Origin of the sequence: Lichenicoccus roseus, assembly GCF_005844085.1 — a bacterium.
GTDB lineage: Bacteria > Pseudomonadota > Alphaproteobacteria > Acetobacterales > Acetobacteraceae > Lichenicoccus > Lichenicoccus roseus.
In genome coordinates this window covers 473,073-487,119 of sequence record NZ_VCDI01000001.1, presented here as the reverse complement: position 1 = coordinate 487,119, position 14,047 = coordinate 473,073, and the positions used below count along the sequence as shown (strand labels likewise).

Here is a 14,047-nt window from a genome sequence, read left to right as displayed (position 1 = left end):
GAAGGGCGGGGGACTTGCGGTGCAGATCCGGCAGCCTGCGCGGGCATCATGGTTCTTGCGCGCCGGCATCGACAACCAGTTCGACGAAGGCGGCTCTGACCGAGCTGGCGACGGTTCGCATATGGGCCCGCAGGGCATCGAGATCCGCGATCCGGAGCGGTCGCAGCCCCTGCAGCAGGGCTTCGCGCACCGGCGGCGTCCAGGCCTCGCCGGCTTCCGGAACCTGCGTTCCGAACAGGATCCGGAGCATGCTCTGCAGGTCGCGCCAGAACCGGTCTGCCCCGACCAGCGTCATGGCCTGCGCCCGCCCGATGGTGCCGGATCTTGCCAGCGACCGCAGCGCAAGGCGGGTGGCCTGGTGTGGCGATGCCTCGGGGCGGACCAGTTGCAGGACCTGGGCGATGAACTCCACTTCCAGCAGGCCGCCCTCCAGCAGCTTGATGTCCCAGCTGCCGCGTGCCGGCCGCTCGTCTGCGACCCTGGCCCGCATCGCCGCCGCCGCCTGCAGGGTCCGCCGCCGGCCCGCAACACCGGGCGCCTCGCCTCCGGCACCCGGACCCGTCACCGCCTGGGCGATCTCCCGCCGCATCGCCCGGCGCAGCGCCGCCGGACCGGCGACCACCCTTGCCCTGGTGAGAGCCATGCGCTCCCAGGTCCAGGCCTGCTCGGCGTGGTAGCGCCGGAACGCCGCCAGCGACACCGCGACCGGCCCCTTGCTGCCCGAGGGCCGCAGCCGCATGTCGAGGGCGTAGAGCGGCCCCTCCAGGCCCGGCGCCGAGAGGGCCGCGATCACCGCATGGGCGAGCCGGATATAGTACTGGCTGACCGGCAGCGCGCGCCTGTGCACCCCGGGAGCATCGCGTTTCGGCAGCATGCTTTCCGCGATCCCCGGCGGGTGGTCGTAGACCAGCATGAGGTCGAGGTCGGACCCCGCCATCATCTCGCGCGAGCCGGCCTTGCCGAGCGCCACCACCACCATGCCGCCGCCGCGAACCTCGCCGTAGCGCGACCGGTGCGCGCGCAGCACCACCTCCAGCAGGGCGCCGATGACATGGTCTGCGAGATCGCTGCGCGCGATCCCGGCGCGGTCGGTATCCAGCCTGCCATCGAGCTGCGCCAGCGAAAACCTGAACTCCTCGCCACGCACCAGGGTGCGCGCCCGGGCGATCGCCTCCTCCACGCCGGAGGCGGAGCGGATCCCGGTCTCGGCAAGGCGCGCCCTTCGCCGCCTGCTGTTTTCTCCGTCCTCTTCCGGCACCAGCAGGCCCTCGAGGGCGGAGGGCACCGCCGCCAGGTGGTCGGCAAGAAACGGCGCCGCGCCGAGGACGCCGGCGATGCGTCCGAGCAGCGGCGCATTGTGGGCAAGCAGCGACAGCAACTGCACCCCGGTGCTCTGGCGCGCGAGCAGGCTGTCGAAGCGTATCAGTGCCAGCATCGGGTCCTGCTGCTCGAGCAGTGCCGCAAGCAGGCCGGGCAGGATGTCGCGCAGCAGGCGCTGCGCGCGGTCGGAGCGCAGCGCGCGCAGGTGGCGGTCGCGCCAGCCGCCGAGGATGGCGGCGGCCCGGGCCGGTTGCGCAAAGCCGGCGCGGCCAAGCAGCGAGGCCAGGTCCGGGGCGTCGAGATGACAGAACGGCTCCGGCTCCCGGCCGGCAGGCCCGGTCGCGAACATGTCCCCGAAGGCCGCGTGAACGCGCCGCATCGGTTCCAGCAGCCGCCGGGCCAGCGCCTCGCCTCCGCCTTCGCAATCCATGAACAGTGCGAAGCGGTCGAACTCGCCACGATCCCCGGGCAGGCTGTGCGTCTGCCGATCGTCGCGCATCTGCAGCCGGTGCTCGGCGGTGCGCAGCAGGCGGTAGGTGGCGGCGAGGTCGGACGCCAGCCCGGCCGGCAGGTAGCTGCCCTCGGCCAGCCGCTCCAGCGCCCCCAGCGTGGTGGCGTCGCGCAGCTCCGGCGCGCGGCCGCCCCAGACCAGCAGCATGGTCTGCGCCAGGAACTCGATCTCGCGAATGCCGCCGTGGCCGAGCTTGAGGTCATGCCCGAGCAGCACCGCCACCTCATCCGCCTGTGTCGCTCCCGGCGTCCCGAGCGGCGGCCGTCCTGCGGCGCCGCGGTGCCGGTCGATGCGCCGCTTCATCGCCACGATGTCCTCGATCGCTGCGAAATCGAGATGCCGCCGCCAGATGAACGGTCCGATCGTCGAGAGGAAGCTCCAGCCCAGCGCAAGATCGCCGGCCACCGGCCGCGCCTTGGTCAGGGCCGCGCGCTCCCAGGTCTGTCCCAGGCTCTCGTAGTAGGTGACGGCCGTCGGCAGCGAGACCGCCGGCGGGGTGGAGCCGGGGTCCGGGCGCAGCCGCAGATCCATCCGGAACACGTAGCCATCGGCGTCGCGCGTCTCCATCAACCGCACCAGCTCGGCGCTCAGCCGTGTGAACACGCGCTGCAGCTCGTCATGGCCGGGATGCGCGTCCGGGTCGTACAACAGCACCAGGTCGATGTCGGAGGAGTAGTTCAGCTCGCGGGCGCCGAGCTTGCCCATCCCGAGCACGACGAAGCCGCTGCCGGCGTCCTGGTGGCCGGCCTGCCGCAGCTCGCCACGCCGCGCCGCATCCATCAGCAGGTGCCGCACCGCCAGCGACAGCGCTGTCTCGGCCAGCCGGCTGAGGCTGCCAGTGACCTGCTCCAGGCTCCACAGGCCGCCGATGTCCGCCACTGCGCTGACCAGTGCCACCTGCCGCTTCGCCTGCCGGAGCGCACGGGCGATCGCGGCTCCTGGCTGCCCGGCCGGCAGCGCGTCCAGGCTGGCCAGGATCCCCGCGAGCGCTGCGTCCGGACCCCGCCGGCACAGCAGGTCGAAGCAGGCCGGTTCGCGCCGCACGAGGTCTGCGAGATAGGGGCTGTTGCCGCCCAGGCAGGCCACCAGCGCCGCCTTCGCGCTGTCTGCCGGTCCGGTCGAACCATCCGGCCCGAACAGGAATCCGGCGAGCTGCGACGCCTGCGACCGGTCGGCCGGTGCCGGCCAGGCTGCCGGCAGGCGGAATCTGGGCACGGCGCCGAGGTCAGCGGAGATGTCGGATCATGGCAGGCACGGTGCGGAGCATGAGTGCGCCCCGTCAAGCGGGCGAGGCGGCGGCCGGTGCAGGTCCGCAGGGCAGCGCACGCAAGTCGCGGCCAGCGTGGCGTATCGGGCACCGGCTCGCGGTGTTGGCGCTAGGCCTGTGCATCCTGCCGCTGCTGCTGATCGGCGCCCTGGCGCTGCGGCTCTGCTTCGGTGCGATCGACGTCACCGATCCGGCGCGGCGGATCACCGCATCCGCGGCCTCCGGCCCGGGCCCGCTGCACGGCCTTGCGCTGCAGCATGTGAGGCTCGCCTGGCGTGACCGCGAAGTCGGAATCCTCGTGGACGGGATCGCCCTCGCCAGCGGCAGCCACGCCGATCATGTCGAGCTGGCGCTCAGGCCGTGGCCGCTGCTGCGCCGCCACGTCGTGCTGCTGCAGGCCACCGTCACCGGGGCGACCCTCCTGCTCTGGCGCGACCGCGACGGGCGGATCGGACTGTCCCGGGCCCAGCCGGGTGGTGCACCCGACCGCACCGCGATCGATCTCCATGCGCTGCGCACGCTGCGGGTGCGGCAGTCGGACGTCATGCTGACGGACGAGGCCAGCGGCACCGGCTGCCGCGCCGCGATCGACGATCTCGCCCTCACGCCGCTGCGTCGCCCGGCGGCAACCGGCGCCGCGGGCCGGCTGGAGGCCAGCCTCTCCTGCGGGACCTCCGCCGCGCCCGGGCCGACCCTGCGCGTGCACGGAAGTGGCCGCGAGGCGCCCGATGGCGGCATCGCGTGGCGCGTCCGGACCGATCCCGTGGTCCCGGCCGCGCTCGCATCGCCGGCGCTGGTGGGCGCCTTCCCGGTCCTGGGGGAGCTCGGCAACGTGCGCCTGCCGGTTGCGCTGGCCCTGGACAGCACGCTCTCCGGCGGCTTCGGCGCCTACATGATACCGCGCGCCGTGCACCTCACCGCAACACTGGGGGCCGGCACCGTACTGCTGCCGGACAAGGCGCAAAGCGACACCGTGCCGATTGCGTCCGGCCGTCTCGTGCTCGACGTGGCGCTGCCGGATGATCCATCCGGCCCCCTCCGTGCCGGGCTCTCACCCTCGCAACTGCAACTCGCCGGCCCCGATGCGCCCGATCTCACCCTGTCCGGCCGGGGCACCCTGCATGGGTCGTCGATGCGCTTCGGCCTGGTGGTCGATGCACCGCTCCTGAGCTTCGCGGGCCTGCAGGCCTACTGGCCGCATGCCGTCGCCGGCGGAGCGCAGGGATGGGTCACCGCAAACATCACCGCCGGCACCGCGCGCCGCTTCCATCTCGATCTCGGCATGGCCTCCGAGGCCGGGCCCGACGCCCTCAGGCTCGACCGCCTGCGCGGTGGGGTCGAGGCGGAGGGCATGGTGGTGCACTGGCTGCGCCCGGTGCCGCCGCTGCACGACCTCGACGGCCGGCTGGTGTTCGACGGCATCGATGCGCTGCACATCGTGACCCAGCACGGCATCGAGGACGTGCCGGGGTCGGGGGCGCGGAACGGGGGCGCCATCGCGCTCGGGGCCGCCAGCATGCGCATCACCGGGCTGTCGGCGCCACGCCAGGACGCGCAGATCGAGGCCAGCCTGTCGGGCGGGGTTGCCGACCTGATGGTGCTGCTGGCCAATCCGCGCCTGCGCCTGCTGTCCCGGCATCCGGTGCCCTTCACCGCTCCGTCCGGCCACTTCACCGGCCATCTGCGCCTGGCCCTGCCGTTGCTGGAGAATGTCTCGGCCGATGCGCTGAAGGTGCAGGCCGACGCCCGGCTGACCAGCCTGCATCTCGGCGACGTCGCGGTCGGGCGTGACCTAGATCAGGCCGACGTCACGCTGACCGCCACCCAGGAGGGACTGTCCGCGCAGGGCGACGGGCTGATCGGCGGAATGCCGTCCGGCATGTCATACGGCACCGACTTCCGCGCCGGGCCACCGGGTCAGCACACCGAGACCGCCCACGTGACGTCGCACGTCAGCGACGCGGCGATGCAGCAGGAGGGGCTGGACGATGCCCACCGCTTCTCCGGCGAGGCGCTGCTCGATGTCCGCTACGTGCACGACCGCTCCGGCGCCGCCCGCATCGCGCTGTCGCTCGACCTCACCCAGGCCGGGCTCGAGACCCCGCTCTGGCGCAAGCAGCCGGGCACTCCGGCGACGGCCTCGGGGGTGTTCGGCCTGCAGGACCAGCACCTGGTCTCGATCGAGAGCCTGCACGCCGACGGCGACCAGCTTGCCCTCGACGGCCGCGCCGAGGTGCAGCAGGGCCATGCCAGGACCATCGTGATCGACCGCTTCAGGCTGGGCCGCAGCCGCGGCAGCGGACGCATCGTGCTGCCGTCGCCGCCAGGCCAGCCCGTCACCCCGCTCCGGCTCAGCCTGCACGGGCCGGTGCTGGACGTGCTGCCCTACCTGTCGCAGGCGGCGCCGGCCGAGGAGCCCGCCGCGGTGCGCGACGGGAAGGGTGCCGTCACGGCAGCACCCGCCAGGGCTCCGGTGCCCGACGCCGCCTGGCAGGCCGACCTCGCCTTCCGCAAGGTGCTGTTCAGCCCGACCCGCGGCTTCGACAGCGTGACCCTGCACGCCGAGGCCCACGGCAGCGTGGTGTCGGCGGCCCGGCTGCGCGTTGCCGGACCCACCCCGATCGCCGCAACCCTCTCGCCCGGGCAGGGCGGGCGCAGCGACATGCGCCGGCTACGGGTGCACGCCGACGACACCGGGGCCCTGCTGCGGGCCATCGGCGTGGTCGACACCGTCGAAGGTGGGGTGCTGCAGCTCGACGGTGCGCTGGGATCGGCAGGCGAGGGCCTCCGGCTCCGGGCGACGGCGTCGATCGGCCCCTTCACGGTGCACGATGCGCCGCTGGCGGCCCGGATGGCGCGCGACCTGTCCGTCTACGGCTTCCTGCTGGGTGCGCCGAGCAGGCAGCTGGTGGTCACGCGGTTCGAGGCGCCGTTCGTCTTGACCGGCGACACGCTGCTGCTGACCGACGCGCACGCCTCCAACGATGCTCTCGGCGCCACCCTGCGCGGCCCGGTCCACCTCGCCCGCGAGACCCTCGATCTCAAGGGCACCATCGTGCCCTCCTATCTGTTCAACGCGCTTCCGGGTAGGCTGCCCGGTGTCGGCGCCGTGTTCAGCCCCGAGAAGGGCGGCGGCCTGCTGGCGGCGACCCTGACCATCAAGGGTCCGATCGACCACCCGCTCCTGCGGGTCAACCCGCTGGCGCTGCTGGCGCCCGGCATCCTCCGCCGGTTGCTGTTCAACTAGGGCCGGGTCCGTCGCGCCGGGAACCGAACCCCGCCTGCGGGGCTAGTCAACCTGGACCGATGCGTCCTGCAGCCGCCTTCCATGAGCTTTCCAGGAGACGCCTTCGTGATACGCCGCCACCGGGCCTCGAGACTGACCGAGGGCCTGCCCCACCCGCTCGGGGCCACCTGGGACGGACTGGGGGTGAATTTCGCCCTGTTCTCGGCCAATGCCACCAAGGTCGAGCTCTGCCTGTTCGACCCGTCCGGCGGGACCGAGCTCGATCGCATAGAGCTGCCCGAATATACCGATGAGGTCTGGCACGGCTATCTGCCGGACGCCCGCCCCGGCACCGTCTACGGCTACCGGGTGCACGGACCGCACGCGCCGGAGGCCGGCCACCGGTTCAACCCGAACAAGCTGCTGCTCGACCCGTATGCGCGCGCGCATGTCGGCCAGGTGAAGCACGCCCCCGAGATCTTCAGCTACACGATCGGCCATCCCGACGCCGACCTGTCTTTCGATGTGCGCGACAGTGCTTCCTTCATGCCGAAATGCCGGGTCATCGACCCCGCCTTCACCTGGGGCCGCGACCAGCGCCCGCGCATCCCGTGGGACCGCACGATCTTCTACGAGACCCACGTGCGCGGCTACACCATCCGCCACCCGGCACTGCCGTTCGGCCTCGGCGGCACCTTCGCCGGCCTCGCCGCCGACGAGATCGTGGCGCACATAAAAACCCTTGGCGTCACCTCGGTCGAGCTGCTGCCGATCCATTATTTTGCCGATGAGGACCACCTCCTCAAGCACGACCTGACCAACTACTGGGGCTACAACACGGTCGGCTTCTTTGCCCCCGACCAGCGCTACGCCACCGGCAATTCCTCGGTGGTGTCCGAGTTCAAGACCATGGTGGCCCGGCTGCACGATGCCGGCCTCGAGGTCATCCTCGACGTGGTCTACAACCACACTGCCGAAGGCAACGAGCTCGGCTCGACGCTGTCGTTCAAGGGCATCGACAACGCCTCCTACTACCGGCTGATCCCGGGCCAGGAGCGCTACTACATCAACGACACCGGCACCGGGAACACGCTCAACCTGAGCCATCCGCGTGTGCTGCAGATGGTCACCGACAGCCTGCGCTACTGGGTGACCGAGATGCACGTCGATGGCTTCCGCTTCGACCTCGCCACCATCCTCGGGCGCGAGAGCTACGGCTTCGACGAGGGCGGCGGCTTCCTCGACAGCTGCCGGCAGGACCCTGTGCTGTCCGACGTGAAGCTGATCGCCGAGCCGTGGGATTGCGGGCCCGGCGGCTACCAGGTGGGCGGCTTCCCGCCCGGCTGGGCAGAGTGGAACGACCGCTACCGCGATACCGTGCGCGCGTTCTGGAAGGGCGACACGTCCGGCGCCGAACTGGCGCGCCGGCTCTGTGCCTCGGCCGACAAGTTCAACCGGCGTGGCCGGCGCACCTGGTCGAGCGTCAACTTCGTGACCGCGCACGACGGTTTCACGCTGCACGACATCGTCTCGTACAACAGCAAGCACAACGAGGCGAACGGCGAGGGCAATCGCGACGGTACCGACAACAACGGCTCGTGGAACTGCGGCGTCGAGGGCGAGACCGAGGACGGCACGGTGATCGGCCTGCGCGAGCGCCAGATGCGCAACATGATGGCCACCCTGCTGATGAGCCAGGGCACGCCGATGATCCTGGCCGGCGACGAGTTCGCCCGCACCCAGGCCGGCAACAACAACGCCTACTGCCAGGACAACGACATCTCGTGGGTCGACTGGGGCCGCCTCGACCACCACCAGGCGATGTTCCAGTTCACCCGGCGGCTGATCCAGCTACGCAACGAATATCCCATCCTGCGCCGGCAGCGCTTCATGACCGGCGAGTGGGACGAGGACCTGCAGGTGCGCGACGTCACCTGGGTGAACGCCACCGGCCACGAGATGCGCCAGTCCGACTGGCAGTCCGGCCCTGTGCGTTGCCTGGGGATGTTGATGGATGGCCGCGCCAAGGTCAGCGGGATCAGGCGCCCGGGCACCGATGCGACGCTGCTGATGATCCTGAACGGCTATCACGACCTGCTGGAGTTCGTGATGCCGCCGTGTGCCGGCGGCGCCCAGTGGCAACTGCTGCTCGACACCAACCGCCCGACCATGCTGTCGGGGCGGTCCTACACCATCGGCGGCGCCTGCGCGGTGACGGGGCGTTCGCTGATGCTGTTCCGGCTCACGGCGTAGGCGCCGAGGGACATCGACGCCGGCGCTAGCTCACCCAGAGCCCGCGGCTGCGGTGCCAGTCGTCGATGGATTGCTCCGGGAAGATGTCGAACGTCAGGTCGTCGGGACCGACCTCCGCGACGACCCATCCGGGCTTGAACTTCAGCATCAGGTGGACGGACGAGGGCGGCACCGGAAGTTCGCTATCGATCGCGGAGGCGAACGGGTGCACCAGATCCGGCCATTCCGGCGAGAACAGCCAGAGCGGCGTGCCGCAACGCGAACAGAAGTTGCGCTCGGCCGTGGAGCGCTCGCAGGAGCCGTCTTCCTGCAGGATCTCGGCATGGAAGATCCGGATCGCCTTGTGCGGATCCTCGACCCGCATTCCCTCGGTCAGCGCACCGAGATTGATGGCATACCCGCCACCCCCGGCGGTCTTTCGGCAGATCGTGCAATAGCAGCGCTGATACGGCTGCGGGGTATGGCTTCGCATGCTGAAGTGAACAGCTCCGCAGCGGCACGATCCTTCGAGCTTAAGCGGCATCGTGGACCCCCGAAGTCTTTCTGAAGGCGCCTGCTGCTGGATGAGCGCGACCCGCAGGGGCGCGCCCGTCCGGCGTGAGCGCCGGAGTGCTGCAGCGGCGCGCCGGATCGCCCGCGGCGGTGGTCTGCCTTCAGTCTATCAGGTTTCGTGCTCGTCGCGGTCGGTTTCAACCTCGATATCGCTGCCAATGGCGTCGGCATCGTCGTCCAGGTCGGCGGTGTCCTCGATGACGTCGTCGTCCTCGGACTCCTCGTCGGGGGTCTCGGCCTCGGGATCAGCCTCGTCGAGTTCCGGCACCACCTTCTTCGGACGCCGGTCCTCGGTCACGTTGCCGGCCGCGCGGCGCGCACGCGGCTGGTCCAGCGGCTGCTCGGTGCCACATTTCGGGCAGACGGCCGGTACCTTGGTCAGATCGTAGAAGCGCGCACTGCATGAGACGCAGACGCGCTTCATGCCGAGTTCTGGCTTGGCCATCAGTGACCCTGTATTTGTGTTGGATTGCAGCGCAGGGCGCGCCCCATGCCACCCCCACGCCCCGCTGTCAAACCGACGGCCTCCACAGCCGGTCGGCCTGGTAGGCTGAAACCCGGCAGCCGGCCCGATCCGATTGACAAGCTTCGCTGCCTGCGGGAACGGGACTTCCATGCAGACCACGTCCCCGTCCGCTTCCGGCCAACAGCAAGCCCTGCGCCGGGTGGTGATCGCCGTCGACGGGCCGGCGGCTGCCGGCAAGGGGACCCTGGCCGCCGCCCTGGCCGCCTCGCTGGGCCTGCCCTATCTCGATACAGGGCTGCTCTACAGGGCCGTCGCCCGCCGCATGCTCGACGCCGGGCTTGATCCGGCTGACGATGCCACCGAAGCCGCCGCCGGCCTGACGGCGGACGACCTTCTCCGGCGCGACCTGCGCACCCCCGAGGTCGATCGCGGCGCCAGCCGGGTGGCCGCGCAACCCGGGGTGCGTGCCGCCCTGCTCGCATTCCAGCGCCAGTTCGGCCACGCCAACGGCGCGGTGCTCGATGGCCGCGACATCGGCACGGTGATCTTCCCGGACGCACCGGTGAAGCTGTTCGTGACCGCGTCGGCCTGGCGGCGAGCCGAGCGACGCTGGCTGCAGTCGGGCGGTGCTCCGGACCTCGACGCCGGGCAACGCCGGCAGGCGATCGCACGCATCGAGGCGGAGCTGGCGGCGCGGGATGCCGCCGACGCCACCCGCGCCACGGCGCCGTTGCGACCCGCCGCGGACGCCATCCTGATCGATACCGACGACCTTGATGCCGACGCCGTGCTGGCGCGCGCCCTGGCGCTGGTGCGGGAGCGGCTGCAGGCGTCCGGATAGCCCGTTGCAACGCGCAACCTCTTGACATCGGGCGCGGAAAAGTGTCAGTGCGCGCGAAACAGGCCTCCTTCGCGCCGGGCACGGGTCCGGGTCCTGCGACGAGAGCAAGCCGTGCTGCCGGACCGGCAGGGCGCATGACCGCGAGCCGGCGTCCTGCCGGCCCTCGACACAGGAACACCATACACACATGGCATCAGCCGCCCTTGCACGCGCTCCCGATGATCATTTCGGTGGCGAAGATTTTGCGACCCTGCTCGACGAGACGCTGGGCCGCGACACCGGGTTCGACGGCTCCGTCGTCACCGGCCGCGTCGTCCGCCTCACCGAGGAGTTCGCCATCGTCGATGTCGGCCTCAAGAGCGAGGGCCGCGTCGCACTGAAGGAATTCGGCGTCCCCGGCTCGCCGGTCGACGTCAAGCCCGGCGACGTCATCGAACTCTACGTCGAGCGCTACGAGGACCGCGACGGCTCCATCGTGCTGTCGCGCGAGAAGGCCCGCCGCGAGGAGGCCTGGACCAACCTGGAGCGCGCCTTCGAGGGCAACCAGCGCGTCAACGGCACCATCTACGGACGCGTCAAGGGCGGCTTCACCGTCGACCTCGGCGGCGCCATGGCGTTCCTGCCGGGCAGCCAGGTCGATATCCGGCCGGTGCGCGACGTCGGCCCGCTGATGGGCACCCCGCAGCCGTTCCAGATCCTGAAAATGGATCGGGCCCGCGGCAACATCGTGGTCTCGCGCCGTGCGGTGCTGGAGGAGACGCGCGCCGAGCAGCGCAGCGAGCTGATCCAGGGCCTCAAGGAGGGCATGATCCTCGATGGCGTGGTGAAGAACATCACCGACTACGGCGCCTTCGTGGACCTCGGCGGCGTCGACGGCCTGCTGCATGTCACCGACATCGCCTGGAAGCGCATCAACCATCCGTCCGAGGCGCTGCAGATCGGCCAGCAGGTCCGCGTGCAGGTGATCCGCTTCAACCCGGATACGCAGCGCATCAGCCTGGGCATGAAGCAGCTCGAGGCCGATCCTTGGGAAGGTGTCGCGATCAAGTATCCGCCCGGCGCCCGCTACAGCGGCCGCGTCACCAACATCACCGACTACGGCGCGTTCGTGGAACTGGAGCCCGGCGTCGAGGGCCTGGTGCACGTCAGCGAGATGTCGTGGACCAAGAAGAACGTCCATCCGGGCAAGATCGTCGCCACTTCGCAGGAAGTCGACGTCATGGTGCTCGACGTGGACAGCTCCAAGCGCCGGATCTCGCTCGGCCTCAAGCAGGTGCAGCGCAATCCGTGGGAGCAGTTCGCCGAGGACCACCGCGTCGGTTCGACGGTCGAGGGCGAGATCCGCAACATCACCGAGTTCGGCCTGTTCGTCGGCCTGTCCGCGGACATCGACGGCATGGTCCACATGTCGGACATCTCCTGGGAGGAAGCCGGCGAGGCGGCGATGGGCGCCTACGAGAAGGGCCAGGTCGTGCAGGCCAAGGTGCTCGATGTCGACGTCGAGAAGGAGCGCATCTCGCTCGGCATCAAGCAGCTGCATGACGACCCGGCTGCCGACACGCTGTCGCGCGTCAACAAGGGCGCGGTCGTGACCTGCGTGGTCACCGCGGTGCAGGCGAACGGCATCGAGGTGAAGGTCGACGAGGTGCTGAGCGGCTTCATCCGTCGCGCCGAGCTGGCCCGCGACAAGGCCGAGCAGCGTCCGGAGCGCTTCGCGGTCGGCGAGCGCGTCGACGCCAAGGTGATCTCGGTGGACCGTGCGTCCCGCAAGCTCTCGCTGACCATCAAGGGTCGCGAGGTCGAGGAGGACAAGGCGGCGATCAACGAATACGGCTCGTCCGACAGCGGCGCGTCGCTCGGGGACATCCTGGGTGCGGCGATCCGTCGTCGGAACCAGACCTCGGAGTAGTCCGAAGCCGGAGCTCGACACGACAGGGGCGGCGCCAGCGATGGCGCCGCCCTTTCCGCATTGACGGCAGCCCATGGGCGGGCGAGAGGCAGGCCATGAACGTCGGCGATGCAGTGACCAAGGTCGATGTCTGGCTGCTGGACAAGGTCTTCCAGCCGTTCGCGGACCGGCTCGGCGAGAAACCCACCGCCTTCGATATCGGCATGAGCATGCAGCTTGGCGCCATCGTGCTGGACGCCGCCGCGGTGGTCGCGATCTTCATGGTCGGCGGCCTGAGCGTCGACAGCGCGCTGTGGAACGGGCTGACCTGGGCGCTCGGGTTCGCCTTCTACCTGTCGATCAATCGCATGCGGCCGTTGATGAAGCCCGGGCATGCCAATCCGCTGCGCATGATGCTGCAGGGCTTCCGGCCGCTCTCGGTCCCGTTCATGCTGTACAGCCTGTACCAGTCGATCGCGGCAAGACCGCCGTTCGTGCTGGCGATGGGCTTCAACGGCCTGGCCAACCTGGTCTTCGTGGTCGGGATCTACCTGGTCTCGACGCAGCCCAAGCCGCCCCGCCAGCGCCAGACCGTCTGGTCGGGCCGCCGGCAGGCGGAAGGCGCGCCCTGATCCGCCGGCGCAGCGGTCAGAAGTCGATGCAGCGGCCTTTCACGGTCCAGTCGCCGTAGCGCGTCGGGTCCTTCTCCTTCGGGCCGCCGACCTCCTTGGGCGCCGGCTTGGCGGCTTCGGACTTGTTGTCGGTGTCGGAGACCGGTACGTCGGTGGCAGCCTGGATGTCGCTCATCCGATCGAGGTGGGGATGCCGGCGCCCGACGCCAAGCCGGGGTGAAGTTCGACGCCCCAGCCCGGCACCGTCTCGCGCAGTCCGGCATCGGCGCCGTCATGGGCGGTGCGGGGCGGGCCACCGGCCCGCCAGACCACGACGGTATCCTCGTCCCCGGGCGAGCGGCCGCGCTCCTCGTCCGTGCAGGCGACCTTGGCGGCGAACCAGCGGGTGAAGCCGGGCAGGGCGTCCAGCACGTAGTGGCAGACCGGGTTCTCGTAGACGTAGAAGATCTCGCGGCCAGGGCTGGCCGCCGCCGCCAGCCGCTCGGCGATGCGCCCGACCAGGGCGCGCGGGAAGGCGTGGTAGTTGAAGATCACCAGGGGGCCGTCCGGGAGCGCCACTCCGGCGGCGTCCCCCTGCATCGGCTGCAGCCGGGTGCGTTCGGGGTGCGCCCTGGCGACCAGGGCCGCGTTGCGGGCGGCAACGGCCACCAGCCCGCCGGAGAGCTCGACGCCGAGGATGGCGTGGAAGCTGTATTCCGACGCCACGATCATCGCCCGGCCCTTGCCGCAGCCAAGGTCGATGAAGCTGTAGTTCCGCGTGTCCGGCAGGCTGGCCAGTGCGGCGCGCACGCATTCCGGCTGGCAGCCGGCGTAGGGGCTACCCTGGTCGGCCTCCGTGACACCCGGCTGCAGCAGCCATTGCGGCACGAAGCCGCCGGTGTCGGTGCCAAGCCCGCGATCGAAAGGATGCGTCGCCTGCCACGGCTGGTCGGGAAACAGTCGCGCGAAAGCCGCGAAGGCCGGCCGCTGCATCCCCGGCATCCTGGCCGCGCGGGCCAGGGCGAACCGTACCGCGCGCTTGACCTGTGTCATCGTCAATTCATCCCGCCGCTGGGTGGTAGGGTTGAAGCTGCTAACGCAAGCGCGCAGCA

General features: G+C 70.6%; 10 protein-coding genes. 5 read left to right on the top strand and 5 right to left on the bottom strand.

Annotation, left to right across the window (positions count from 1 at the left end):
• Positions 1 to 46: 46 nt before the first annotated feature.
• Complete coding sequence (locus FE263_RS02085) at positions 47 to 3,046, bottom strand: bifunctional [glutamine synthetase] adenylyltransferase/[glutamine synthetase]-adenylyl-L-tyrosine phosphorylase (protein ID WP_171033891.1); 3,000 nt, start codon at positions 3,044 to 3,046, stop codon at positions 47 to 49.
• A gap of 50 nt (positions 3,047 to 3,096) precedes the next feature.
• Between FE263_RS02085 and FE263_RS02080 the strand changes: the two genes are divergently transcribed.
• Complete coding sequence (locus tag FE263_RS02080) at positions 3,097 to 6,345, top strand: AsmA-like C-terminal region-containing protein (RefSeq protein ID WP_138324279.1); 3,249 nt, start codon at positions 3,097 to 3,099, stop codon at positions 6,343 to 6,345.
• An 81-nt stretch (positions 6,346 to 6,426) separates the two neighbouring features.
• Positions 6,427 to 8,577 (top strand): glycogen debranching protein GlgX, encoded by a 2,151-nt coding sequence (gene glgX / locus FE263_RS02075; protein WP_138324278.1) that lies wholly within the window; start codon positions 6,427 to 6,429, stop codon positions 8,575 to 8,577.
• A gap of 25 nt (positions 8,578 to 8,602) precedes the next feature.
• Here glgX and FE263_RS02070 read toward each other — a convergent pair whose 3' ends face one another.
• Both FE263_RS02070 and FE263_RS02065 read right to left on the bottom strand, forming a co-directional pair.
• A complete protein-coding gene (locus FE263_RS02070; RefSeq protein WP_138324277.1) occupies positions 8,603 to 9,100 on the bottom strand; it encodes a GFA family protein in 498 nt (165 codons plus the stop codon).
• A 138-nt stretch (positions 9,101 to 9,238) separates the two neighbouring features.
• Positions 9,239 to 9,574: a TIGR02300 family protein gene (locus tag FE263_RS02065; RefSeq protein WP_138324276.1), complete on the bottom strand. Its 336-nt coding sequence runs from the start codon at positions 9,572 to 9,574 to the stop codon at positions 9,239 to 9,241.
• A gap of 169 nt (positions 9,575 to 9,743) precedes the next feature.
• On the opposite strand from FE263_RS02065, the gene cmk reads away from it, so the two are divergent.
• From cmk to FE263_RS02050, 3 genes are all read left to right on the top strand, one after another.
• The gene (gene cmk / locus FE263_RS02060; protein ID WP_138324275.1) at positions 9,744 to 10,436 is read left to right on the top strand and encodes a (d)CMP kinase; all 693 of its coding nucleotides are present in this window, start codon (positions 9,744 to 9,746) and stop codon (positions 10,434 to 10,436) included.
• Positions 10,437 to 10,623: 187 nt separating this feature from the next.
• Positions 10,624 to 12,345, top strand: coding sequence for a 30S ribosomal protein S1 (gene rpsA, locus FE263_RS02055; protein ID WP_138324274.1), 1,722 nt, complete (start codon positions 10,624 to 10,626; stop codon positions 12,343 to 12,345).
• A 95-nt stretch (positions 12,346 to 12,440) separates the two neighbouring features.
• The gene (locus tag FE263_RS02050) at positions 12,441 to 12,956 is read left to right on the top strand and encodes a hypothetical protein (RefSeq protein WP_138324273.1); all 516 of its coding nucleotides are present in this window, start codon (positions 12,441 to 12,443) and stop codon (positions 12,954 to 12,956) included.
• Between the two features lie 16 nt (positions 12,957 to 12,972).
• On the opposite strand, the gene FE263_RS02045 is transcribed toward FE263_RS02050, so the two are convergent.
• Both FE263_RS02045 and FE263_RS02040 read right to left on the bottom strand, forming a co-directional pair.
• Entirely contained in the window at positions 12,973 to 13,131 is a 159-nt protein-coding gene (locus FE263_RS02045; RefSeq protein WP_138324272.1) for a DUF1674 domain-containing protein, read from the bottom strand.
• Entirely contained in the window at positions 13,128 to 13,988 is an 861-nt protein-coding gene (locus tag FE263_RS02040; protein ID WP_138324271.1) for a class I SAM-dependent methyltransferase, read from the bottom strand. The genes FE263_RS02045 and FE263_RS02040 overlap by 4 nt, the downstream gene beginning before the upstream one ends.
• Positions 13,989 to 14,047: the final 59 nt, after the last annotated feature.